Below are 24,805 nucleotides of genomic sequence, written 5' to 3'. Positions count from 1 at the left end.
GTGGGAGAGTAGGACACCGCCGGACTTAACTTAGAAACACCAGGAAAGCCATCCCTCACGGGATGGCTTTCCTGCGTTAACCCGAAGGTCTTGAGGGTCGGTTGGGAGGAGGTCTAAACTCCGGCGGGGCGACGGAACACTCGCTCCTCAGCTGAAACATTCGGTTGTTCCGGTAAGCTCCGCGAAAAGCGTGCGGAGCCCGCCGCAAAACCCCGAAAACTCGTCACCCCGCGAATATCCCGACGCCACGCCCGCCACCCGAACAATAAGGGCCACGCGCAGTGTGCGTGGCCCGCTGTCACTAAGAATTAAGCGGTGGCAGCACGTTTACTTTTTCGAAAAATCATTCGGTGTGAGGCTGGCGATGCGATGCGCATGAGCGTGGAGCGTGTCCTCGTCGATGTGTAATCCGCTGTCCGTAAAGCGCTGATGTAGAGCGTTTAGAACGAGCGCCTCGTCATGACCCGCCAGGTCGGCTTCTTGTTGCATCAGAATCCCTGCCGCCTTGGCGTCATCCGGTTGGGAATGTTGGTCTTGAACGGGTTCGTCTTGGGTTTCGTTTTCGTGGGTCATTCTGTCTTCTCCTCTTTGGACTGGAGCATTGGGTTTGCGCGCGTCAAAGACTGGACGATCTAGGCGCGACGTTCATCAGCCTGTAGACAAACCACGGTAGTCCTTGAATTCGCGACTGGCCAGTGTGCTGCGCCGGCCGGAGCGCTCCTGGTGGTCTCATCGTGGCGGGGAGGCACGTACCGATAGCTGAAATAGCCGGCGTTTCGCTGGCGTCGAGTCATTCGCTCGAGGAGTCGTGGCGGGTAGAGCTCTTCTGGGTCGCAGCAGTACTCACAGCGTGGAAGGCATGGTTTACGCGCCCGCCATCACCGCCAGCGCATGAAACGAACACGGCCGCCCACCCTTGCGGTTGGAACGGCCGGTTCAGTCGGTTAGCTCAGCGGAAAAGATTACTCGGCACGAGCCACAAAGCGCACCGCCATAGCCTTGTAGCCGGGGGTGTTTGATTCCCGCGCCACAAGCTCGCGGTGCATCAACGCGTTGGCCTCGGGGAAGTACGCCGCCGCACAGCCGCGCGGAGTCGGGTAGAACACGAGACGAAAGTCATCCGCGCGGCGCTCGGCGCCTTGGAAGGTACTAATCACGTCGACCGGCGCACGATCGGAAAACCCCATCTGCGCTGCATCCTCGGCGTTGATGAGAATCACCCGGCGACCGTTGGAGATACCGCGGTAGCGGTCGTCGAGGCCGTAGAACGTCGTGTTGTACTGGTCGTGGCTGCGCATGGTCTGCAAGATCAGGTGGCCGACCGGCGGGGTGAGATATTCCAGCGGGCTCACCGTGAAGCGGGCCAGGCCAATGTCGGTCTTGAAGCTACGGGTATCGCGCGGTGGGTTCGGCAATACAAAGCCGTTTTTGGTCTTGAGCCGGGCGTTGAAGTTGGCGAAACCTGGCAGCACCCGGGAGATGTGGTCACGGATGACGTCGTAGTCCTCGGCCATAGCCTTCCAGTCGATGACGTGGTCGGCGCCGAGGGTGGCGTTAGCCATGCGAGCGATGATCACAGGTTCGGCCAGCATGTGCTCAGAGACCGGCTTCAGGCGCCCCTGGGTGGTGCGCACAACGGACATGGAGTCTTCGACGCTGAGCACCTGACGGCCACCAGGATGTTTGTCGTCCGTGTCCGTTCGGCCAAGGGTCGGCAAAATCAATGAGGTCAGGCCGTGGCGGACGTGCGACCGGTTGGGCTTGGTCGACACGCTCACTGTCAGGCCTACGCGCTGCATCGCTGCTTCGAGTAGATCGGTGTCCGAGCACGCCAACGCGAAGTTTCCGCCCATGGAGATGAAGACGTCAACATTGTTCTTCTCGAACGCGTCCACGGTGTCGACTGAGTCGAGGCCATGTTCGCGTGGAGATTCAATTGAGAATTCTTTGTCGAGGGCCGCGAGCATTGGTTCCTGCGGCTTCTCCCAGACGCCCATAGTGCGGTCGCCCTGCACATTGGAGTGCCCCCGCACTGGGCACGCTCCAGCGCCGGGCTTGCCGAAATTCCCTTGGAGCAGGAGCAGATTGATGATCTCCTTGAGCGTGTTTACCGAGTGCGGCTGCTGCGTAAGGCCGAGCGCCCAGCAGATGATGGTGGCTTTGGAAGCGACCAGCATCTGGGCGACGGTCGCGATTTGCAGACGGGAAAGACCGGTGGCAGCTTCGGTCTGCTCCCAGTCGATAGTCTTGCGGGCGGCCCGGTAAGCGTCGATCCCATCGGTGTTCTCGGCGATGAAAGCGTGATCCACGACCGAGCCCGGAACGCGCTCTTCTTCCTCAAGCAGGAGATGCCCCAGTGCCTGGAACAGGGCCAGGTCGGCCCCGACCTTGATCTGCAGAAATTCGTCGGCGAGGTTCGTGCCGGTTCCGATCAGCCCGGTGGGGGTCTGCGGGTCCTTGAAGTTGAACAGACCGGCTTCGGGGAGGGGGTTCACGGCGACGATTTTTCCGCCATTATCCTTGCATGCGGCCAATGCCGAGAGCATGCGGGGATGGTTTGTGCCGGGGTTCTGTCCGACAACGAAGATGAGCTCGGCCTGGTGGATATCGTCAAGCGACACCGTGCCCTTGCCGATACCGATCGTGGGGTTCAGCGCCGACCCAGAGGATTCATGGCACATGTTTGAACAGTCCGGCAGGTTGTTGGTGCCAATCGACCGGGCAAAGAGCTGGTACATGAACGCTGACTCGTTCGCCGTGCGACCCGAGGTGTAGAACACCGTGCGCTGCGGAGTGCTTTCGCGAATTTTCTGCCCGACGAGCTCGAAGGCGTCGTCCCAGCTGATTTGAGAATAGTGCGTGTCACCGGGACGGATGACCACAGGGTGCGTGATACGGCCTTGGTTGCCCAGCCAGTACTCGGTCTTGGTCGCCAGCTCCTCGACGGAATGCTCCGCCCAGAAATCGGGACCCACCGTGCGCGTGGTGCTCTCCTCGGCCACGGCCTTGGCACCGTTCTCGCAGAATTCCGCTGTCTTGCGGTGCCCCTGGGATTCCGGCCACGCGCATCCAGGGCAGTCGGTCCCGTCACGTTGATTGAGTCGAAGCAAGGAGCGGGCTGTGCGGGACAGTCCGGCCTGAGCGATGCCGCGGTCCAGCGCCACCACGACGGCTTCGACGCCCGCTGCGTGAGTTCTGGGTTTCTTGACGATGAGATTAGCTTCGTTGATGTCTTTTACCGGTGCTGCACGTTTCATACTTCTATCCTGCCCCCAAAAAATAATCGCCGAAACAATGAAACCCCGTGAAAAAAGATTTTCGACGATATGGACATACATTGTTTTCGGACATCTGTTATTTAAAAGAGCTTTCCGCGTCACAGAGTGCGCATGATAGGGCCGCATATCCTGCGGGCCTGCTAATTTCTTTACCTGGATCGGAGCAGATCGGGATCGACAGTGGTGGGCGCTGCCGGGACCCGCCTGCGGCCTAGGGGATTCGGGCGCGTGACTATCTGCAGACATAGTGAAAATGGTTCTTGTCTCCTTCAGGTCGGGACCGAACATTTGCGAAGCTCTCAGTTAGGTGATAAGACTAAAAAGGTGAGTGGGTAACGACTCGACGAAAAGTCGCCTGCTTAGCGTAACGATTCGTTACTCGTGAAAGAAGCCGTCTGAGAGCGGCTGAACACCTATAGCGTCCTAAATGTCACGCTGGCCATTGGTGTCCCGAAATCCGCGTCTGGAGCTTAACTCCTACGCCACGACTTCTTGTGGCGCCCGCCGCCAGACCGATGCCGGCCGCCGTATTGGCTCCAGTCTCCTGCGCCGCAGAACTGGCGACGCCAGAAGAAACGTTGGCGGGAATGTAGTTGCGGTCGCGGTTGCGCAGAGCCGGGCTAGTGATGGGCCGTGCGCCATAAGTGTTCTCATGGGGGACTTATTCAAAACCATCAGAAGGGTAGAACTATGTATTCATCAGCCACTGTGATCGGTGCAACGACAAAAAAACCGACGGCGGGACGGTGGGGGATTGTGATCGCAGCGCTGTTGCTGCAGTTCTCGATTGGCGCCGTCTACGCGTGGAGTGTGTTCAGCTCAGCGTTGCAAAGCCCGGACGCTATGGGGCTCACCAATCCGGAAGCCTCTCTGCCGTTTACCGTGACAATTGGCATGATTTTCATCGGCAGCTACATTGGTGGGAGGATCCAGGACAAGAAGGGGCCGCGGCCGGTGGCGCTTAGCGGCGGCATCATCTACGGTTTCGGATGCATCCTTGCGTCGTTTGCTCTCTCGCATGACAACACCCAGCTGTGGCTCCTGATCCTCGGCTACGGAGTCATCAGCGGGTTCGGCCTCGGCTTGGCGTACATCGTGCCGATTGCAATGTTGCAGAAGTGGTTCCCCGACAAGCGCGGTCTCATTACCGGACTCGCGGTCGCCGGCTTCGGATTTGGTGCGGTCCTGACCGCGCCCATCGCCCAGTGGCTGATCGCCATGACTCCGACGGAACCAAACCGAGCTTTTCTGCCTCTCGGTATCAGTTACCTCGTGCTCGCGCTGATTGGCGCGGCGTTTTTCCGTAACCCACCAGCCGGATACACGGTGCCGGGGTGGGTGTCTGCGTCAACAGGCAAGGCGCACGACAGCTACAAGCAGTTCACCGAAAAAGAGGCCCTACGGACACCGCAGTGGTACTTTCTGGCGGCAATTCTCACCCTTAACGTCACCGTCGGTATTGCGTTGGTCGCCCAGGCCAACTCGAGTGCGATCGACATCGCCGGTTATAGCATCGGTGGTGCTGCAGCGCTCGTCGGAGTGCTGGCGCTGTTCAATGGAGGTGGCCGTGTCTTTTGGGCGTGGGTTTCTGGGAAGACCGGTCGGATGACGACATTCGGTCTGATGCTCGGCTTGCAGGGTGTCTGTTTGCTGGTCATCCCCCACGCCAGCAACGCCGTGCTGTTCTTCGTCCTCGCCGCCATCGTCTACCTTTGCTTCGGGGGCGGGTTCGGCACGATGCCTGCAACGGCGGGCGACTTCTTCGGAGTCAAACACGCTGGTGCGATCTACGGACTCATGATCATCGGGTGGAGCCTCGGCGGGATCATCGGCTCGCCAATCATCGCCGCCCTTATCGGCGCGGACAAGGACTACACGCTGGGCTACACCGTCATGGGCATTATTGCCCTGATGTCGGTGATCGTCCCCATCATCACTAAAATGCCGCGACCAAAGGGTGACGCGTTGAAGTCACCCGCCGGAAGCGCGGTAGACGAACTACCGAGGGTTGTCAGCTAAAAGGAGTGAAGAGTGGCAGTGGTGTCGGGCACACCCGGCACCACTGCCACTCTGTCGCGCAAGATCAGGCGCATCGTTTGCCGGAGACCCATTGCAGGGCACCCAGAATGGCGACGCCTGTTCCGGCCATGCCGACAAACATGCCGATGAGCATCCAGAACAGCAGCGGCTCCAGTCCGCCAACTGTCACGTCGGCCCGCACGATCGTGCCGATAAGAAAACCCAGGATCGGCGTGAACAAGCCGATGAACGATCCAACGAGCATCAGTCGGATGCACCGGGTGCGGTGCGCGGTCGAGCCGGTGCGGTTCTTCTCCCGCAGGACCTCACTCATGAGTAACTCCCTTCCGGAACGGGAACGGCAACCGGCGGGGAGGCCGGTGCCGCCGCGGGCGCCGGGACACTGCCGGCAGTCGGCAGAGACCCGGTGGCCGCCTGCTTGTCGAGCCACCGCGGGATCTTATTCAGGAACGGCCCGATGATATCCATCGGCAGCGGGAAGACCACCGTGGAGTTATGGTCGGCTCCGAGCTCGAGCAGCGTCTGCAAATAGCGCAGCTGCAACGACGCCGGGTTGCGGCTGAGGATCTCGGCTGCTTGACCGAGTTCCTCCGAGGCCTGCAACTCACCGTGTGCGTTGATGATCTTCGCGCGACGCTCCCGCTCGGCTTCTGCCTCGCGGGCCATCGCCCGCTGCATCGCCTGCGGGATCTCCACATCCTTGATCTCGACGACCTTGACCTGAACGCCCCACGGTTCGGTCTGGGCGTTGATGTTGCGGGCGAGATCCTCGTTGAGATCGGCGCGGTGCGCCAGCAGGGTGTCGAGGTCGGCACGCCCGACGACGGACCGCAGTGTGGTCTGCGCCATCTGCGAGGTAGCAACAGCGTGGTTTTCCACTCCCATCACCGACCGAACCGGGTCGGTGACCTGGAACAGCACGACCGCATTAACCCGGGCGGGTACGTTGTCCTTGGTGATGACGTCCTGCGGCGGAATCGTGAGCGTCACGATGCGCAGATCGACGCGGACCATGGTGTCGATCCCGAGGAAGACGATCTGCACTCCGGGCTGGCGAATTGGACGCAACCGCCCAAATCGAAAAGTGACGCCCCGTTCGTATTCCTGCAAGACCTTGAACGAGGCCGCGAACCAGATCAATACCAGGCCGAGCACGATCAGGAGCACAATCAGCCACGCCATCAGCGATTTTTCTCTCGGGTCCCGGCGGTGGCCGCGCCGGGTAGGCCGGGGTCGGCTTCCGCTTCCCGTTCGGTCCAGTGGGTGGAATACGGTGAATGCACGGTGTCTCCTGTCGTTTTGGCGGGGCCGGGAACCTGTCTCGGACCGGTTTTTCTGATGTTGCCGTAGCCGCGGGCGACTTCCCTGAGGCGGCCGGCTTCCCGAGTGGCGACACTCTCGTCGAGACCTTCGTGGCGCAGGTGTGCGGGAAACCCGGCCGGGCTGCGCCGCAGGTGCGACCAGAGCGGCCAGCTACACACGGCGATGGTGACAGCTGCCGCCCCCAGGATCACGAGTTCAACCCCGGTGCGCTGTTGCAGCATCGTGGCTAGCGGCCAGACCAGGCCGAGTACTACCACGACGCAGGCGATTCCCCGGTGGAATCGCTCCGCCTCCGAACTCGGCCAGGGGTCGATGTTGCGGGCAACCTGACGGCCGGTGTCCGAGGTCGTGCAGGTGTCTTTCACCGGGCACGGATTGCACACGGTCGCACTAGCCTGATAGCGCGTCACCCGGTTGTCCGGGTCGAAGGAGATCGGCCACAGCCACTGGTCTTCCGAGCATTTCCAGGCGTCGTGGTCTTCGTGGTAGGTGAAGCCCCCCGACCGCGCGGCGGTCGTCTTGGTAGCGGTCCGCCGCGCGAGAAGGTCGAGGATGTGCGCCACCATCAGCAGAAATCCGCCGTAGGTGAGCGCGAACCAGACCTCCGAATCGATGGCCCCCATCAGGAGCCGTCCACCGGGCGGGTACCATCGTCGGTGTTTGATTCGGTGGCCGATCGGTTGTCCGAGGCGTATCCGCTCGTGCTTCCGGCCGGGGACCCGTCTTCGATCGTCGGTTCGGCACGGTACGCCGAGACGGATGCCGCCGGCTGCGCTTCCACAAACAGCGCCTCCATGGGTACATCCTGGGTACTGCCCTTGATGCGGTAGCGCACGCCGAGCCATGCGATCCAAACAAACGGCATAACACCGCCGACGATGAAGAGTACGTCACCGGGCAACCGCAGCCACTCAAGCACGGCATTACCGGGTTCGGTGATGAAGTTCAGGCTGCGCGCCTCGAAGTACCCGTCGTTGATGGAATGCCACAGTTGAATGACACCGAGCGGCAGCAGGGTCGCGAACGTCATCCACGCCAGCCCGAGGTTGAGGCACCAGAACGACAATTTTGCCAGCCGATCGGGCCAGCGGTTCGCTGGAATCAGATAACGCAAGGCGAACAGAGCCAAGCCGACCCCGAGCATCCCGTAGACACCCATCATGGCGGCATGGGCATGGTTGGCCGTGAGGGCCGTACCGATCTCGTAGTACGAAATGATCGGCAAATTGATCAGGAATCCAAAAATCCCCGCGCCGAGGAAGTTCCAGAACCCGACCGCCACGAGGAACATGACCGCCCAGCGGTGAGGGAACGGGGCCGAGCTGCGGGACTCCTGCCGCGACCCGAGCTGCAGAAAACTCCACGCCTCGATGGTCAGGAAGGTCAGCGGAATCACTTCGAGGGCGGAAAAGAACGCCCCCAGCGCCATGTGCTCTACCGGGGTTCCCGAGAAATACAGGTGATGCATGGTGCCAAGGATTCCGCCGGCGGAGTAGAGAATAACGTCGAGCAGAATGATCTGCATAGCAATTTTGTGCCGTACGACGCCGAGCATCACGAAGATGTACGCGACCATGACGGTCGTGAACAATTCCAGGAAGTCCTCAACCCAGAGATGCACGACCCAGAAACGCCAGAATTCAGCCACGCTGAGGTGCACCTCGGTGCCGGCCAGCATACCCACCGCGTAGAACGCGGGAATCGCGAGGCCCGAATAGAAAAACAGCCATGGCAAGTTGAAACGGTGCTCTGACTTGAGCCGAGCCCGAATACCACGGTAGATAATCACGATCCACAGCGTCAGGCCAACAACGAGCATCCCCTGCCACACCTTCGGCAGGTCAATGTACTCCCACTGCATACCCCAGAAGATCGAGTCCTTAGCCGCTTCGACACCGAAAACACTCATCGCCTCGCCGACGAAGGAGCCCGCGATAACGACAGCGAGCGCGCCAAGCAACCCATAGGCAAGCCAGTGCTGGCGCTTCGGTTCGCGCCCGGAGATGTATGGCGCGAGAAAAATACCAGCGGCGAGGAACGACGCGGCCGTCCACAACAACGAGAGCTGCACATGCCAGGTGCGCGCAAGATTGAACGGCAGAATCTGCGCGAGGTCGATACCGAAGAAGCTGGATAGGTCGGCCCGGTAGTGCTCGATGGCAGCCCCGAGAAACGCCTGAGCGAGGAACATCAGTGCGACGACAAAGAAGAACCAGGCTGTGGCGGACTGCGCCGGGGTCACCTTCACCTCGCCCGGCTGCCGGAATGACAACGCTGGGGTCTCTTCCCCGTGCTGCCAGCCCATTTTCTTGCTCCACCGACCGTACAAGCCAAAAAGCGCGCCGAGGGCGACCAGCAGGGATATCAGCGAGAGCGCACTCCAGACGATGATGTCGGCGGTGGGCGCATTGTCAACGAGCGGTTCCGCTGGCCAGTTATTCGAGTAGGAATAGTCGTGTCCCGGCCGTTCGGCAGCGGATGCCCAGGCCGTCCAAGCAAAGAAAGCCGTGAGCTCGTGCACCTCCGCCGGGTCGGTGATGACGTTGGGAATGAGCCCGTATTGCGTGGTCGGAGAACCGAAATACTCAGCGTAGTGCTGAGTGATGTCCTCAAAGGCGGCGATCTGCAGGTCGGTAAAGATCAGGTCACCCGAGGTGGCGTCGTAGCGGTTGGTGCGCATCATCTCGACCAGTTCGCCCTGCGGGTCCTGCACACCCGAAGCGGTGAGGGCCTCCAGCACGAACTCGGCCGAGCGACGCAGATAGTCGGCGGTGTAATCCGGTCCCAGGTACCCGCCGTGACCCATGATCGAGCCGTACTGCTGCAGTCCGCGACCGGCGAACGTCTGCTGCCCATCAGTGATCTCAGCGCCCGTGAAAACAACCTCACCCTGCGAGTCGACCACCTGTTTCGGCTGGGGCATCGAATCGGTGTAGGTCCTCAATGCGAGAAAACCCATGACGGCAAAACCAAAGACCATCACCAAGGCCACCCCCTGGATCCACCCCTTGGAGACCATCAACTCAGATCGCACCTGTTTTGCTTTTGCTCGAATTCGAACCACGCGGGGAACCTTCCCTCTTGCCTCACGGCTCCCCAGACGGGTCATAGCCGTGCTTTGAGGCTAGTGGAAATAAAAGAATCAAATTGCTTTTTAATGGGTTTCGCTTCGGATCGGCCGTTACAAATAGCTGACGACCTGAATCTGAAGTTCCGCATACGCGTGCGCAATCCCATCGGCGCGGTCCGCCGTCAACGGGCCCGCTCTTCCCAAAAAAGCCTTCCCAGCCAGCTAGCACGTCGAGGCGGCGCTGATCGATGCCCGCCGCGCTGCCCGCAGGTATAGGACGTTTGCGCGTTCGCGTTGGTATCCACTCGGTTGCCGCGCACGGCTAGATTTTCGTCAGTGCCTCGCCCTTATGCATCGCGACATGGTCGGTCGTGTCGCTCGTGATCTCGTACTGCGGATCATCAAGACTGCAACGGCGAATGCGGCCTTTGAATTTTACGTCCTTCGTATGAATCTTCGTGATGGTGCCGTGCACATGACCGACCTCGGAGTTCCAGCGCACGTGATCGTCGACTGAGAATTTTTTCATCATAGGTGTACCTTCCGCTGCCACACTGTTGCCGAATCTCTCCACCATATTCGCAGCACTCCGTCGACCCGATCTGGATTTGTCCCCTTATCGATCACTCTTCCGGTGGGTACCAGACGCGATCACCATCGACCTTGGCAAAGCTGGTCAGGGTGTGCGGCTTGGTCGAGGTCAGGCTCATGATGTCGGCAACCTGAAAGCCCCGAGCCAACAACGCGTCCCCGATCAGTGATCGGTGACAACGCCAGGGCACGGCCTCAGCACACATGACCGCCACAGTCTGCGTCCTCGCCAGCGCCATCAACTCGTCGATACCGGCAACGAACTCGGGCGTTTGCATGTAGTCCGCATAGTTGCGAAAGCTTTTGTTGCGCCACGCTCCGTTGATAGATTCTTCGGACGCCGGGGTGTGCCGTAATCCGCCAAGCTTGGAGAGTCGTTGATAATCGATAGCTGCTTTCGGCATGCTCACGGTAAGTTCGTGCTCCCCAAATTGTGGGTTGTGACGAGACCCCGGAACGGTGCGCACGTCGATGAGTCGTTCGATGCTCCGGGCTTTCAACATTCCAACGAACTCATCAATGGGGTGAGTCGAGTGCCCGATCGTGTACACACAGGTTCCAGCCATGCTCCCATTGAACCGCACGTGCGGAAGCGTGACGCCGTCGCTAACCTGATCAGTGACGAAGCTTCCTCGCTCCAGCCCGCCGGTTCACACGAGCCAGGCGCGGATATCCCTGATAACACCGCTGCCCAAGGGAGTTCTTGAACGAACGGAGAAAGCATGCAACCGATCCCGCATCGTTTCGACCATTCGCGCGCGATTGAAACTGCCGGGGATGGTGGTGTCCCACTGACAGTGTCAGTGCCAGCCAGCGTGGCACGGGCTGGAGTCATCGTGCTTCACGAAATCTGGGGCCTCTCCACGCCAGTTGCCGATCTCGTCGTCCGCCTGGCCGATTGCGGTTACATCACCGCAGCGCCGCACCTTTACCACCGCATCGCAGACCCCGTCGTCACCAGTGGGAAATTCGCACAAGCCCGCCGATACCACAACACCCTCACGAGAGCGGGGCTCATACTTGACATCGAGAGCGCAAAGGCCTGGATTCGTGCCCAGGGAGCACAGAAAATAGCGGTAATTGGGTTCTCCATGGGAGGCACCCTCGCCTTGTGGGCGGCAGCAACATTGCATATCGATGCCGCAGTCACCTTCTACGGCGGCAACTTGGCTTCTCCGCGCTGGCCTGGTGTCCTCAGCGGAATCGATGCGGCACGCGTGCTCAAAGCACCTTGGCTAGGCATATATGCCGGCCAAGACGCCAGTACCCCCGCCCGTGACATTCAACGGATGCGCGAAGTCCTAACCAACAGCGCCACGCAATCCGCGGTGATGGTTTATCCCAAAGTCCGCCACGGCTTCGCCCTGGACCCGGACCTTCCGCGCCACGCCGCAGACGAGGCAGCAGACGCATTCGAGCAAACAGCCCTTTTCCTGAAAACCCATTTACACCAGGCCAACCATCCATTTCCGTAAAGACCGCCACAATCGTCGATACCCGGGGCGTGACATGGGGACGGATGCCTCGGCCTGGACGTCATCCGTCATATGGGGTTAGAGCAGATCGGCGTGGTGGGCGGCGGCCACGTTGGGGTGGGCGCGTAGGCGGTAGCGCAGTGCGTTGTCACCATAGGCGGTTTCGAGAATGGGACTGTTGGTTGGGTCGGCGGAGAGCCCGCGAGCCTCACGAGACAGGCTCTCGTCGAGCTGCAGCCGCGGCATGACGGTGTCCAGTGCGGGGTTGAAGAAGAACGGCACGGAGATGCGGTCGGATCCGTCTTTAGGGGAGAAGACGCGGTGCAGGGTGGCTTTGAGATAGCCATCCGTTGCCAGTTCCAGCATTTCGCCGATATTCACGACGAAGGCACCGTCGAGCGGGGGAGCATCGATCCACTCACCGTCGTGCTCGACTTGCAGACCGTCCTTGTTCGGTTCGACGAGCAGCAGCGTGAGAACTCCGCCGTCGCGGTGCTCGCCCACACCCTGGGCACGTTCAGGCTGACCGGGATAGCGCACGATCTTGGTCAAGAGAAAGGGGTTTTCGGCGAAAGCGGCGTCGAAGACGTTCTCGGGGCTGCCGAGGGCGAGCGCCCAGGCGCGCAGCAGGCGAAGCGCGATGCGGCTCAGCTCCTCATTCCAGCGTAGGGCGACGGTCTTCAGCTCGGGCAAGGACTCCGGCCAAAGGTTCGGGCCCTCGAGGCGCCAATAATCTGGAGTTCCAGCGGCGCGGGGCACGGGCTCGCGGTCTACCCCGATGTCGATCTGCTCGCGCCAATCGACGGCGTTGGCGGTGAGCTCCCCGCCGACGCGGGTATAACCGCGAAACTGCGGACTGTGGATGTTTTCCAACTTGAGTTTCTGCTCGGCTGGCAGATCAAAGAACTCGCGCGACACGGCGAGGAGCTCCTTCCTGAGCTGCGGGTCGACACCGTGGCCGGTCAGATAGAAGAACCCGACCTCGTGGGTGACACGCAGGAGTTCAGCGCGGAATGCCGTAGCTTCGGCCTCGCCAGCGTCGAGTTGAGAGAAATCAAGGATTGGAAGTGAAAGCGCCATGATTTAAGTTTGACACCGAGCAGGCCACGCCGCGAATTGACTAAATGCCACCGGCGAATTTCTACGCCATCCCCACGAGCGGGGCGGGAGGTACGGAGAACCTGGTTCATGTCGAATCGTCGAAAGAGCGGCCGATGATCCTGGCCAGATCACGCACTCCGTGCGGTCCGTACTGTCGAATTAGCGATTCGGGAAGCCGTGGGGGAGGCCGGTCAGGACCGGGGCGAGGCGAGCCAAACGTTCGCGCTCGAGGAGGAGAGCGGTGTATTCACGTTCTCGGCGCACGGCGGCGACTCCAATGAGGAAGAGTTCAGCCGGGACATCGGGTAGTGGGGAGACGAACGGAGTGGCCTCCGCAGCCAGGGTCTGGGCCAGACGTTCGCGGGTCAGCGGGGTCAGGTGAGGTGACTGCCGCAGGAACTGGGCCACGCGCCGCGCGAGCTGGTCGGGCAGCCTGGCGATATCGACGGTCTGCGACCACGGCAGCAGTGATTCAGGCAGCGTTCGCGGGACCTCTTTGTTGCGCGGGACGCGCTCGTGCTGGCTGTACGTGCCAGCCAGGAGGTCGCCGAGGCGCTTCGATCGGCCGTTGAGCAGGGCCGTAATGGCGGCGAGACCACCAACGGTCATGATGATCTCGAGCACGCCCGTCAGGGCTCGAATGAATGCATGGCGCAGGGAGATTGCTCCGCCGTCGTCGCGCACGATGCGAGCGCCGATGGCGAGTTTGCCGAGAGATCGACCGTGCGTCAGGGTTTCGACCAGCACCGGCACGATCAGAACGGAGAAAACGAGGGCCGCAACCGAGATGGCCTGAGTGAGCGCGGTGTCGGTAAAAACCGCGACGGTCATAAAGAAGGCCAAGAGCAGGTACAGGGCGAGATACGCGATCGTATCGATGATCGAGCCGGCAGCGCGCAGAATGACGCTGGCAGGGCGCACGTCGAGCGCGACTGCCTCGCCGGTTACGAGCTCGTCGTCGCGAGTCAGATCGCTGTAGCGGTCGGCACGATCGGTCGTGTTCATGTCTACTATTGAACCAGATGGATCTCGACGCTTACACGGCTGCGCATCGCGCCGACTGGGACCGCCTGACCGAGCTCGGGGCCCGGCGGGCGCTGAACGGTGCCGAAGCTGACGAACTCATCGAGCGCTATCAGGCCGGTGCCACCCAGCTGTCAGCGATCAAGTCGACTGCCGGGTCTACTCTCGAAGGCGACCGGCTGTCAGTTGGCCTCTCTCGCGCCCGGCTGCGTTTCACGGGGGTGAGTGCCAATGTGTTGGCGCAAATTCCGCGATTTTTCGTTGCCCAGCTGCCTGCAGCCCTCTTTCGGCTGCGTTGGCTCACCCTCGCGGTCGCCGCGGTCACCTTCTTGGTCGCGGGCCTGTACGCGGTGTGGGCGTACAACAATCCAGACGTGCTCGCGAATCTGGGAACGGAGGCCCAACTCGCGCAGCTGGCCAACGAGGACTTCGTCGGCTACTACTCGGCGAACCCTGCGGCGTCATTCACCGGATTTGTCTGGACGAACAACGCCTGGATCGCCGCGCAGTGCATCGCCTTTGGCATTACCGGGGTCTACGTGCCGTTCATTATTCTTCAAAACGCCGTGAGCATCGGCACCACAGCGGCGATCATGTTCGCCTACGACAAGGGCGACGTATTCTTTCTCTACATCGCTCCGCACGGGCTGCTCGAACTCACCGCCATCTTCGTGGCAGCGGCCGGCGGGCTGCTCATCTTCTGGGCCTGGATCGCCCCCGGTGCCCGCACCCGCGGGCAGGCACTCGCCGAAGACGGCCGCGCGCTGTTCACGGTGGCAATCGGCCTGGTCTTCGTACTGTTGGTCTCGGGCATCATCGAGGGATTCGTCACCTCGCAGCCGTGGCCATGGCCGATCAAGATCGGTATCGGAGCCATCGCGCTTGGCGCATTCCTGACGTACATGATCGTGCTCGGCGGCCGCGCCACTCGCGCTGGTGAAACCGGCGACCTGAGCGAATTTGAGGCCGGAAGCAGCCGAATCTACGCAGCCTGACGCCCGGACTGCCGAGATCTGACACGGTCATCTCTGGCGCCCCACGGGATCGACCAATGGGACTGATTCTGACACAGACGATTCTTTGCAGCAGTCGGGACGTCAGAGCCGGCCGGCAGCCTTCAGGGCGATGTAACGGTCGGCCAGGGCCGGCGGGAGCTGCTCTGGCGAGGCGGTGACAACATCCGCTCCCAGTCGACGGATAGCGGCCGACACGCGAGCCACGTCGAGCAGGGCCCGTTCCGCCGCCGCCGCCCGGTAAATCTCGTCACGACCGCCGCGGGTGGCTGCGGCGAGCACGGTGGCGGGGTCGAGCACGGAGGCCACGACTACCGTGTGCCGTTTGGTGAGCTGGGGCAGCACCGACAGCAGCCCGGTCGACGCGCCCGCGGCGTCGACCGAGGTGAGCACCACGACCAGGGCATGCTGGCTGGTGATGGACCGCACCTGCCCGGGAACGGCGGCCCAGTCCATCTCGATGAGCTCCGGCTCGATCAGGGCCATCGAATCGACCATCTGCGAGAGCAGAGCGGCCCCGCTGGCACCCTGCACCCGGCCGCGCACCCGGCGATCGAACGCGAGAAAGTCCACCCGGTCGCCGGCAACCGAGGTGAGCGCGGCGAGCAGCAGGGAAGCCTCGAAGGCGGTGTCGAGGCGCGGCTCGTTATCGACCCGCGCCGCCGAGGTTCGACCGGTGTCGAGCAGAATGACGACGCGGCGATCGCGCTCCGGTCGCCAGGTGCGCACCATCACATCGTTGCGCCGGGCAGTGGCGCGCCAGTCGATCGAGCGTACGTCGTCGCCGCGCACGTATTCGCGCAACGAATCGAACTCGGTGCCTTGCCCGCGCACCATCACGCTCGTGCGTCCGTCGAGCTCCTTGAGTCGCGTAATTCTCGAGGGCAGGTGTTTACGGGCGTGAAAGGGAGGCAATACGCGGATGCGCCCCGGCGCGTTCAGCGTGGCCTGGCGGTTCCACAAGCCGAGCGGCCCGCGCGAGCGCACCGTCACCTGTTCGACCCGTCGTTCCCCGCGCCGAAACGGGGTGAGCGTGAGCGAGACGAGCCGCCGTTCCCGGGATGGGATCACAACCCGGCTGCGATTGTGTCCGGCGCCCGCCGACGGTTGCCAGGCATCCCGCACCACGCCGACCAGGCGGCGGCGTCCGGTGTTGGTGAGGTACAGCTCGCTCGTGACGGATTCCCCGAGTCGAACCCGGGCGGGCAGCATCCGTTCGACCGTCACGGCACGCGGAGACGCCGCCAACACGAGGTCAAGGGCGCCAAGCACGAACACCACGAGCAGCCAGAGAAGGAGAACGCCCGTGGCGGCCACGGTATCGAGCCCGAACAGCACGACAGGCACCACGCCGAGGGCGAGGAGAAGAACGAACCGTCCGCTGAGCGTCATCGTTAGATCGGAACCTGAACCTGCTGCAGCACGCCGCGCAGGATGGCATCCACCGAGACACCCTCGAGTTCGGCCTCCGGGCGCAGCTGCAGGCGGTGTCGCCAGACCGGCAACGCCATGGCCTGTACATGATCGGGCGTGATCGAGTCGTAGCCGCTCAGCCAGGCCCAGGCCTTGGTGGCGGCGAGCAGCGCGGTTGTTCCGCGGGGACTGACACCGAGCTTGACCGAGGGACTCGTGCGCGTAGCGCGGGCCAGGTCGACGATGTAGGCGAGCACATCCGCACTCGAACCGACCCGCGACACTGCGGCCTGCGCCGCGGCGAGTTCAACCGCGCCGAGCACCGCGCTCACACCGGCGCCCGCCAGGTCGCGCGGGTTGAAACCGGCGGCGTGCCGGCGCAGCACCTCGATCTCGTCAACCCGCTGGGGGACGTCGAGCACGAGCTTGAGCAGAAACCGGTCCAGCTGCGCCTCCGGCAGCGTATAGGTGCCCTCGTACTCGATCGGGTTCATGGTCGCCGCCACGATGAACGGCTCCGGCAGCGTGAGCGATTCGCCGTCAACGCTCACCTGCCGTTCCTCCATGGCCTCAAGCAGCGCGGACTGCGTCTTCGGCGGCGTGCGGTTGATCTCGTCGGCAAGCATGATGTTGGTGAACACCGGACCCTGCCGGAACTCGAATTCCCCCGCGCGGGCATCGTAGATGAGCGACCCGGTCACGTCCCCTGGCATCAGGTCGGGCGTGAACTGGATGCGCTTAGTGTCAAGGCTCAGCGCGTGGCTGAGCGTGCGCACCAGCAGCGTTTTAGCCACCCCCGGCACACCCTCGAGCAGCACGTGGCCGCGCGCGAGCAGCGCGATGATCAGCCCGGTCACTGCGCCGTCCTGCCCGACGACCGCCTTGCCGACCTCGGAGCGTACCCGGTTGAGCGCGGCCCGCAGCGCTGCGGCATCCTCTGCGGTTGAGGGCGCCACGGCAGCGAGCGAGTCAGCGGGCGTGATGGGGGTGGCAGGAGTGGTCATGGGTCCATTCTTTCGGCTGGAGGGGGTGATGATTCACCAGAAACGGATGCCGACGCCCGAGCAGCCGGCGCGGACCCGGGTTGCACGGCCTGACCGGTCGCGTGTTCGAGAGCCTGCAAAGCGTCCGAGAGCGCCATCAACTGCGCGTCGGATTCAGGAATCGCGCCCACCAACACGCGCCGCACCTCGTCGGGAGCGCGACCGGTGAAATGGGCGACCGATCCGATGACCTCGTCCAGATGTGCGAGGCGGCCGAGGCCCACAGCCAGGGCGAGTCGCTGCACAGCGCCGACCCGCAGGGCGTCCAGCGCCCTCAGCCTGGCATTGCTGCGCGCGTACAACCGGGCTCGACCCTCCATTGTCTCGCTCGCTTTCACCGTGACCGGCAGGTTCTCGGCCACGAGCGGTCCGAACCGCGCAGCCCGCCAGAACGCGGCGGCGACGGCGACGAGCATGAGCAGAACGAGCACGGGAGTGACCCAGCCGGGTGTCAACTCGGCCAGTGACGGGGGCCCGGTTCGGGGCAGATCGGCCAGGGTCGGCAGGTACCAGACCAGCGAGTCGCTCAGCCCTAACAGCCCCAGCGCGAGCGCTGCATTGCCGTAGTGCGCGATGTTCTCATTATTGAATAGGTCTGCGTCAGGCACGAGGGAGATGATCCCACCGGTCGAGTCGTTCTGCACCTGAACCAGCGAGAAGGTAGTGGTCCCGCTGGCAAAACATCCGGTGAGGAGCGGATTCCCAGCATCGGGCGGAATGGACAGCGTGTCCCCGCCCGGCGTGAGTTCCTCGGCTCGATTCGCGGCCGGCACCGAGCAGTCAGCGGTGAGAGTGTCGGATTCGGACACGCCACCGAAGCCGACCGTCGGGGCCAGCGCCTGAAGGGCTAGAAAATCCGGTGCCACGACAACGGTGTGCGCGGCGAGGTCACCCAGTTCGCCCAGCTGGGACTGGTCGAGGTAGCTGTTCTCGTCATACAGGAACACGGTTGAATCCGTTCCGACCGCGGCCCGCACCTCGGCCAGGGAACTGGCGAGCGTCACGGTGACGCCCTGCTGGCGAAGTACCTCGACGAGCGCCATTGAGCCGGCCGGAGAGACGTTGTCCCCGGCGAGGGCCCGGCCAGCAGCCTGAGTACCGCCGGACACGAGCACGGCGACAATCGCGATGGCCAGGATCCCGGCAGCGGCGATGACCCAGAACGAGGAGCGACCCAGCAACGCGCGCAGGGTCGGGGTCGCCACGGTCGTGCCGCCGGCAGCGCCGACGGCAGCACCGGACAAGAGAGCAGGCGCATCCGTTTGGGAGCCGAGCGTTGCGCTCATGACCGACCCGCCTCGGCCAGTGGGGCGAGCGTGGCGGGCGCCGCAGCCCGCAATTCGGCCTCGAGGGCGGCGAGGGCACGGTAGTCGGGCTCGAGACCGACCTGTTCGAGGTAGCGTACCCGGTCGAAGGTGTCCGCAGCGAGGGCCAGTGCCCGGCCGAAGGCCGGAAACGCCAGCTGAGCGCGGGCAGCGAAATCATGCGCGGTCGTGCCGGGCGTGACCGAGAGTACCGTGCGTTCAGCCAGGCCGCGGGCCAGGGCGCGAAAAACTTCCTCGCAGGCCAGGCTCCAGTCGCCGCGACTGGCCGCTGCGTCGGCTGCCGTGCGCATCTCGGAGCTGCTGCGCTGGTCAATTGTGCCGAACAGGTCGGGAGCTGCCCGGCGTCGTCGGGCCAGCCTGGGGGCGCCGAACAACAGCCAGCCCGCCACGAGCGCCGTAAGCGCCAGCACGACCGCGACAATCGGCAGCCAGTCTTTCAGGTTGCCGTCGCCGTTGACCGTTAGCGACTGGAGCCAGTCCAGGAATGCCTGAGATGCCCGGTCGAACCAGGTCGGCCTGGCTGCAGCGTACGGGGCTTTGGCGAGTTCCTCACGCAGCCACTGGCGTGCCTCTGGCGCGTCGGGAACAACGGGAACATCACGCGACATGCCCAGCGTGACGCGGTCAACTAGTGATCCGAGTTGTGCCACGCCCAGCGCGGTCATGCCGCCGGATACCCGGTGCTGGCAGCGGTCGGTGTTAGGTACGGGTCGGGCACGTCGCCGCCCTGCGCCGCCGATTCCACGTAGCGGGCCAGCTCAAGGTCGAGGCCCTCCTTGCGCATGCGCAGGTCGAGGTAGATCAGCGCTATCGCCGCCGATTGCACGACGGCCGCCACCGCGGCCACCGGAATAGCGATGATCAGGGTGAGAGCGGTGATGATATAGGTCGTCTCCTCGCTGAGCGTCCCGTTCGGATCGATCAGCATCGCGCCGAGACCCAGGAGCAGTGACACGGGCGTGGTGACGATCTGGGTGATCACCTGCACGATCAGACCGATCAGCAGCAGCACGCCCAGGGTTCGCCAGAAGTAGCCGCGAGTGAGTGACCACGACCGAACAACGGATGCCCGCACGCTGAGCTTCTCCAGCACGATCAGGCTTGGGACGACACTGGTTTTGGTGTACAGGAACGCGCTCGCGGCTGCGAGCATCAGGCCGCCGAAGATGCCGACCAGAACGCCAGCCACGAAGCCGGCGGTACCGCCGACGCTGATCAGCAGCACGACGAAGGCGGCTATCACGGCCACGCCAATGAACAGTGCCACGGTCAGCAGCGCGGTCCACAGCACCAGCGGCCAGAGGCGGGTTGCCGCTGTGCGCCACAGCGCGCCGAGCCGCAGCTTTTCACCGAGGGTGGCGCGGGCCACTTCGACCACGATGACGGCCTGCAGCAGGGTCGAAGCGATGAGTGACAGGGCGATGGGAATGATGGCGGACAGCGCGCCGGCCAGTACCGAGCCGGCAGTGACGGCATCCTTCTGGTCGAGCGGGGCGCTGTCGATGCGGTCGATGGCCCAGAATGTGACCAGCCCGACGATCAACACGGTGACGAGCATGATCGCGGCCTGAACGATCAGAGCGCTGCCAAAGGTTGCCTTCGGATTGCGACGCAAAACCTGGAACGATGCGCCGAGCAGGGTGCCAAATCCGATCGGTCGCAGCGGAATCAAACCTGGCTTGGGCGGCGGCGTCCAGCCCTGCCCAGGGGCACTGCCCGGGTACGGACTGGCATACGGTCCGGTCTGGTTCGGCGCGTCCTGACCGGGCGCGACGGGTGGGACGAACTCTCCGTAACGCGGCGGAACGGGGGCGTCGGGGGCTTGCCAGGGGTCTGTCACCATTCAATGCTGGCACAGGTGGATGGAGAAATGCGCTCGCAGGCACTCTGTCAGCAGGCTCAGCTACTCTTATGCCAGACTTTGCCCTACTCATCGGGCAATCTGCTGAGCGAACGACATCAGAACACTCGTGACTTAGGTTCTGGAAAGAGACCCATGACTGCACGCATTTTGGTTATCGATGACGATACCGCCCTGTCCGAGATGATCGGCATCGTTTTGCACGGCGAGGGCTTCACTCCGGGTTTTTGTGCCGATGGATCGCTCGCCCTCGAGACGTTTCGTGTCGAGAAGCCTGACCTGGTCTTGCTTGACCTCATGCTGCCCGGCCTCGACGGCATCGAAGTGTGCCGGCTGATCCGCGCAGAATCGGGGGTGCCGATCATCATGCTCACCGCCCGGTCTGACACCACCGACGTGGTCAAGGGGCTCGAGTCCGGTGCCGACGACTACATGGTTAAGCCGTTCAACCCCAAGGAACTCGTCGCCCGCATTCGCACCCGCTTGCGCCCGCCCGCCGCCGATGGTGCGCTAGCCCTGCACATCGGTGACCTCGTGGTGAACGCGGTCGGCCACGAAGTCACCCGCGGAACGACCGCGATCAATCTCACGCCGCTTGAATTCGACCTGCTGCTGGCCCTCGCCTCCAAACCCCAGCAGGTCTTCACCCGCGAAATGTTGCTTGAGCAGGTCTGGGGCTACCACTATAAGGCCGATACCCGGCTCGTAAACGTGCACGTGCAGCGGCTGCGCGCGAAGGTCGAGCACGATCCCGACAATCCCAAGATCGTCATGACGGTACGCGGCGTCGGCTATCGCGCCGGTACGGTCAGCTAGAGACCCCCGACCACAGATGTCCTCCCGGCGACACCCGCTGAATCGGTCTCCCGAGCCGTGCCACAGCTGACCTACTGGAGCAGGCCGCGTAACTGGCCGAGGCTCGTGCGCGCGTCGTGGCGTTCGTCCCTGCAATTTCGTACCGTGACGGTTTCGGTCGCGCTTTCCGGGCTGGCCATTCTGATCGTAGGGGTGTACATGTCGGTCAGCATCGGTAATGACCTGTTTCAATCACGGCTGAGCCAGGTCTTGCTCGAATCAGACCGTGCAACCAGTGCCGCGCAAAGCCTCTTCGATTCCTCCGATGCCACCGACCGGGTGCAGGTTCAGAACTTGCTCAGTTCGGCCCGTACCTCGATCTCCGCTGCCTCGTCGAGCCGACTGGTCGCAGTGCTGCGGGTACCTGGCCAGGAGCCGTCGACCGTCGCGCCGCTCGATTCGTCGACGTTTGGGCAATCGACCGGCGTGGTCGGCGCCGACCTGCGCACCGAGGTGCAGGCGAACGACGGTGATCAGTTTTGGCAATCCGTCACCCTGACCGGTGACGCGGCCACGACCATGCCCGGCATCGTGGTCGGGTCGCAGATCACGGTTCCTGTGGCCGGCCGTTACGAGCTGTACATTGCCTATAGTCTGCAGGATTCCGAAGCGACGCTGCTCTTCGTGCAGCAGACGCTCGGGGTGGCTGGTGTCGCACTCGTGTTGCTGATCGGGGCCGTATCGTGGATCGTCGTGCGGTTTGTCGTCACGCCATTGCGGGTGGCCGCCGAAACGAGCCAGAAACTTGCCTCCGGCGACCTTGAAGTGCGCATACCCGAGAAGGGCGAAGACGTCATCGCCACGCTTGCCCGCTCGTTCAACGGCATGGCCGACAGCTTGCAGAGCCAGATTCGTGAGCTCGCCGACCTGTCCGAGGTGCAGCAACGTTTTGTGTCGGATGTATCACACGAATTGCGAACGCCGCTCACGACCATCCGCTTGGCCGGCGATGTGCTGTACGACCAGCGAGCGACTTTTCCGCCAGCCACCGGTCGCACCGCTGAGCTGCTGCACACTCAGGTGGAACGCTTTGAGTTGCTGCTCAGCGACCTGCTCGAAATCAGCCGGTACGACGCCGGCTCGGTAGAACTCGAGAGTGAACCGACGAACCTCGTCTATCTCGCCGAAGACGCCATCGATAGTCTGAGGTCACTGGCCGAGTCCAAGGGGAGTGACTTGCGGCTGGTAGCGCCGGGCGGGTACCTCAACGCCGACGTTGATCCGCGGCGCATTCGGCGGGTTCTGCACAACCTCATTGGCAACGCCATCGAACACGGTGAGGGAAAACCCGTCATGGTGTCCGTCGACAGCGATGCGAACGCGGTTGCGCTCGCCGTGCGTGACTACGGTCTCGGCATGACCCAGGCCGAGGTCGCGCACGTGTTCGACCGGTTTTGGCGTGCGGATCCGTCTCGCCAACGCACGATCGGAGGCACCGGACTCGGACTGGCCATCTCGCGCGAAGACGCGAGCGTGCACAACGGCTGGCTACAGGTCTGGTCGAGTCCAGGAGAGGGATCGTGTTTTCGGCTGACCCTGCCGCGCACGGCCGGAGCCATGCTCGAATCGTCCCCGATCCCATTGCCACCCGACGACGCCACGGCCGCGCTGGGCGAGATTGGGCATGTTCCAGGGATGGGCGGAGGTCAGCATGACTGATCGCAAAGCGCGCGGTTCAGCCTGGCGGGTCGTTTCGGCACTGTTCGTGTCAGTCAGTCTCGCCGTTGGGCTCGGTGGCTGCACCGGTATCCCTCGCGACGGTGTGGTGCACGCCGGCAATGACATCGCGCCGGACGATAATCCAGCCCCGGTTTTTTTGCCGGCGCTACCGCAGAAGGACGCCTCGCCGGAGTCTATTCTGCGCGGCTTCATCGACGCGTCGTCCAGCCCGGAGAACAACTACGACATCGCCCGCCAGTTTCTGGCTCCGGCGTTTCAGTCCATTTGGGATCCCACCGTAGGCGTCACCGTCGATAACGGTTCTGGGCGTACCCTGACCGTCATCGACGACGCCACCACCACCCTCGTGGCGGTCACACCGATCGCCGAAGTGGACCAGTCGGGGGAATACCGCGAGGTCGACGCGAGCCCGGTACCGTTGCGCTACGAATTTGCGCAGATCGGCGGCCAGTGGCGCATTAGTGCGGCCCCCGACGGTACGGTGATCGACGAAAACACCTTCAATGATGTTTTCAGCGCCCAGCCGGTCTACTTTTATGACCCTGGATTTCGGTTTTTGGTGCCGGACCTGCGCTGGTTTCCGCGCGGCGCATCCGCTCCGACGAAACTGGTCAACGCGGTCTTGAGCGGACCGAGCGCCTGGTTGACCGGCGCCGTGGCCACGGCCTTTCCCGAAGGCTCCGAGCTCACCGCCGACGCCGTGCAGGTCGTCGGGCGTCAGGCCATGGTCGATCTGAACAGCGAAGCCCTCAATGCCGATCGGCAGACCCTTCAACGCATGAAGGCGCAGCTGGTGGCGAGTCTGCCGAGGGGCCTGACAGTTGAAATCACCATTGACCAGAACTCCCAGTCCATCACTGCTCTGGAATCAGGAGCCCCGCTCGTGGACCCACGGGTGGATGCCCGGGCGCTCGTGCTGCGCGGTGACGAGTTCGGATTTCTCGCCGCGACCGGGCAGAGCATCACTGCGCTGGATGGGCTCTCCGACACTATCGCCCAGCTTGCTCCAACCGCTGTGACGCTCGCATCGGGCCAGGCATCGGCGGCCGTACTCGCCCGCGACGGCGTCTACGTCGTCCGGGCCGGCGACGACCCCAAGCTGCTCGACGCGCGGGCGGGGCTGCTCGCACCATCGATCGACAACGACCGCTTTGTCTGGTCGGTGCCGGCAAACGATCCGAGTGCACTCGTTGTCTACAGCCCCACCGGGGAAGCAACCTTGCTGCCGACGCCCTGGCCAGAGGCCACGTCGATCGCGGCACTGAAAGTGTCCCGAGACGGCTCTCGACTGATCGCACTCCTCGGCACCGGTGCCGAGACCCGATTCGTCATCGCTTCCATCATTCGCACCGGCGCAGTGCCGACCGGAATCGGTGCGCCCGTACTGCTGGCGTCGGGCGGCGGAGTCGGGCGCGACGCGACCTGGATCGATGAGTTGACCGTCGCCTCGCTCAGCACGCTGCCCAGCGGCGAAGCCCGCATCGTCGTGCAACAGATTGGTGGCGTCAGTACCATCCTCGAATCCTCCCTGAGCAGTCGCTTCATTGTCGGCAGCAACTCGGTGCGCGATCTGCGAGCCCTCACCGACACGGGCAGCCTCGAGGTGCAACGTGGAGCGGGCTGGCAGGCTCGCATCGATAAAGTCACCCTGCTGGCCACCCAGCAAGGCCTCGGCGGCTAAGCAACCGCCCACTCCTCCCCAGGAGGCTCCGAG

Annotated in this window: 21 protein-coding genes; 6 read left to right on the top strand and 15 right to left on the bottom strand. The window is 63.2% G+C overall.

The window, feature by feature from the left end; all coding sequences use genetic code 11:
- Positions 1-327: 327 nt before the first annotated feature.
- The gene (locus tag CXY70_RS15300) at positions 328-573 is read right to left on the bottom strand and encodes a hypothetical protein (RefSeq protein WP_104193178.1); all 246 of its coding nucleotides are present in this window, start codon (positions 571-573) and stop codon (positions 328-330) included.
- 389 nt (positions 574-962) lie between these two features.
- Positions 963-3,257 carry an FdhF/YdeP family oxidoreductase gene (locus CXY70_RS15295; protein ID WP_104193177.1) on the bottom strand — a complete coding sequence of 765 codons (2,295 nt, stop codon included), beginning with the start codon at positions 3,255-3,257 and terminating at the stop codon, positions 963-965.
- Between the two features lie 711 nt (positions 3,258-3,968).
- Between CXY70_RS15295 and CXY70_RS15290 the strand changes: the two genes are divergently transcribed.
- Positions 3,969-5,297: an OFA family MFS transporter gene (locus CXY70_RS15290; protein WP_104193176.1), complete on the top strand. Its 1,329-nt coding sequence runs from the start codon at positions 3,969-3,971 to the stop codon at positions 5,295-5,297.
- 64 nt (positions 5,298-5,361) lie between these two features.
- Here the strand turns inward: CXY70_RS15290 and CXY70_RS15285 are convergent, their stop codons facing one another.
- From CXY70_RS15285 to CXY70_RS15260, 6 genes are all read right to left on the bottom strand, one after another.
- On the bottom strand, positions 5,362-5,631 hold the full coding sequence (locus CXY70_RS15285; protein ID WP_104193175.1) for a hypothetical protein: 270 nt from the start codon (positions 5,629-5,631) through the stop codon (positions 5,362-5,364).
- Positions 5,628-6,500, bottom strand: a complete 873-nt coding sequence (locus CXY70_RS15280; RefSeq protein ID WP_104193174.1) for a slipin family protein — start codon at positions 6,498-6,500, stop codon at positions 5,628-5,630. The genes CXY70_RS15285 and CXY70_RS15280 overlap by 4 nt, the downstream gene beginning before the upstream one ends.
- Entirely contained in the window at positions 6,500-7,264 is a 765-nt protein-coding gene (locus CXY70_RS15275) for a hypothetical protein (RefSeq protein ID WP_104193173.1), read from the bottom strand. The genes CXY70_RS15280 and CXY70_RS15275 overlap by 1 nt, the downstream gene beginning before the upstream one ends.
- Complete coding sequence (locus CXY70_RS15270; RefSeq protein ID WP_233205958.1) at positions 7,264-9,675, bottom strand: nitric-oxide reductase large subunit; 2,412 nt, start codon at positions 9,673-9,675, stop codon at positions 7,264-7,266. The genes CXY70_RS15275 and CXY70_RS15270 overlap by 1 nt, the downstream gene beginning before the upstream one ends.
- A 358-nt stretch (positions 9,676-10,033) precedes the next feature.
- Entirely contained in the window at positions 10,034-10,243 is a 210-nt protein-coding gene (locus CXY70_RS15265) for a DUF2945 domain-containing protein (RefSeq protein ID WP_104193171.1), read from the bottom strand.
- A gap of 91 nt (positions 10,244-10,334) precedes the next feature.
- The gene (locus CXY70_RS15260; RefSeq protein WP_104193170.1) at positions 10,335-10,868 is read right to left on the bottom strand and encodes a DUF488 family protein; all 534 of its coding nucleotides are present in this window, start codon (positions 10,866-10,868) and stop codon (positions 10,335-10,337) included.
- Positions 10,869-11,024: 156 nt separating this feature from the next.
- Between CXY70_RS15260 and CXY70_RS15255 the strand changes: the two genes are divergently transcribed.
- Entirely contained in the window at positions 11,025-11,777 is a 753-nt protein-coding gene (locus CXY70_RS15255) for a dienelactone hydrolase family protein (protein WP_104193169.1), read from the top strand.
- 78 nt (positions 11,778-11,855) lie between these two features.
- Here CXY70_RS15255 and CXY70_RS15250 read toward each other — a convergent pair whose 3' ends face one another.
- Positions 11,856-12,857 carry a 2-oxoglutarate and iron-dependent oxygenase domain-containing protein gene (locus CXY70_RS15250; protein WP_104193168.1) on the bottom strand — a complete coding sequence of 334 codons (1,002 nt, stop codon included), beginning with the start codon at positions 12,855-12,857 and terminating at the stop codon, positions 11,856-11,858.
- Positions 12,858-13,037: 180 nt separating this feature from the next.
- Positions 13,038-13,883 (bottom strand): RDD family protein, encoded by an 846-nt coding sequence (locus CXY70_RS15245; protein WP_104193167.1) that lies wholly within the window; start codon positions 13,881-13,883, stop codon positions 13,038-13,040.
- Between the two features lie 17 nt (positions 13,884-13,900).
- Between CXY70_RS15245 and CXY70_RS15240 the strand changes: the two genes are divergently transcribed.
- A complete protein-coding gene (locus tag CXY70_RS15240) occupies positions 13,901-14,896 on the top strand; it encodes a stage II sporulation protein M (protein ID WP_104193166.1) in 996 nt (331 codons plus the stop codon).
- Positions 14,897-14,998: 102 nt separating this feature from the next.
- On the opposite strand, the gene CXY70_RS15235 is transcribed toward CXY70_RS15240, so the two are convergent.
- From CXY70_RS15235 to CXY70_RS15215, 5 genes are read right to left on the bottom strand one after another with little or no spacing between them, the layout of a single operon-like run.
- A complete protein-coding gene (locus CXY70_RS15235; RefSeq protein WP_104193165.1) occupies positions 14,999-16,306 on the bottom strand; it encodes a DUF58 domain-containing protein in 1,308 nt (435 codons plus the stop codon).
- Positions 16,307-16,308: 2 nt separating this feature from the next.
- Positions 16,309-17,331: a MoxR family ATPase gene (locus CXY70_RS15230; RefSeq protein ID WP_104193164.1), complete on the bottom strand. Its 1,023-nt coding sequence runs from the start codon at positions 17,329-17,331 to the stop codon at positions 16,309-16,311.
- Positions 17,328-18,656: a DUF4350 domain-containing protein gene (locus CXY70_RS15225; RefSeq protein ID WP_104193163.1), complete on the bottom strand. Its 1,329-nt coding sequence runs from the start codon at positions 18,654-18,656 to the stop codon at positions 17,328-17,330. The genes CXY70_RS15230 and CXY70_RS15225 overlap by 4 nt, the downstream gene beginning before the upstream one ends.
- A complete protein-coding gene (locus tag CXY70_RS15220) occupies positions 18,653-19,360 on the bottom strand; it encodes a DUF4129 domain-containing protein (protein ID WP_104193162.1) in 708 nt (235 codons plus the stop codon). The genes CXY70_RS15225 and CXY70_RS15220 overlap by 4 nt, the downstream gene beginning before the upstream one ends.
- Positions 19,357-20,535, bottom strand: coding sequence for a hypothetical protein (locus CXY70_RS15215; protein ID WP_146066150.1), 1,179 nt, complete (start codon positions 20,533-20,535; stop codon positions 19,357-19,359). Before CXY70_RS15215 ends, CXY70_RS15220 begins: the two co-directional genes overlap by 4 nt.
- A 156-nt stretch (positions 20,536-20,691) precedes the next feature.
- On the opposite strand from CXY70_RS15215, the gene mtrA reads away from it, so the two are divergent.
- Genes mtrA through CXY70_RS15200 form a run of 3 tightly spaced genes read left to right on the top strand, consistent with a single transcriptional unit; the run spans position 20,692 to position 24,772 of the window.
- Complete coding sequence (gene mtrA, locus CXY70_RS15210; protein ID WP_104193160.1) at positions 20,692-21,372, top strand: MtrAB system response regulator MtrA; 681 nt, start codon at positions 20,692-20,694, stop codon at positions 21,370-21,372.
- 57 nt (positions 21,373-21,429) lie between these two features.
- Positions 21,430-23,070: an MtrAB system histidine kinase MtrB gene (gene mtrB / locus CXY70_RS15205; RefSeq protein WP_199183455.1), complete on the top strand. Its 1,641-nt coding sequence runs from the start codon at positions 21,430-21,432 to the stop codon at positions 23,068-23,070.
- Complete coding sequence (locus CXY70_RS15200; protein ID WP_158250993.1) at positions 23,063-24,772, top strand: LpqB family beta-propeller domain-containing protein; 1,710 nt, start codon at positions 23,063-23,065, stop codon at positions 24,770-24,772. The genes mtrB and CXY70_RS15200 overlap by 8 nt, the downstream gene beginning before the upstream one ends.
- Positions 24,773-24,805: the final 33 nt, after the last annotated feature.

Source organism: Cryobacterium sp. Y82, assembly GCF_002929495.1.
Taxonomy (GTDB): Bacteria; Actinomycetota; Actinomycetes; order Actinomycetales; family Microbacteriaceae; genus Cryobacterium; species Cryobacterium serini.
The sequence above is the reverse complement of the archived record's forward strand: the minus strand, read 5'-3'. Positions and strand labels throughout refer to the sequence as shown.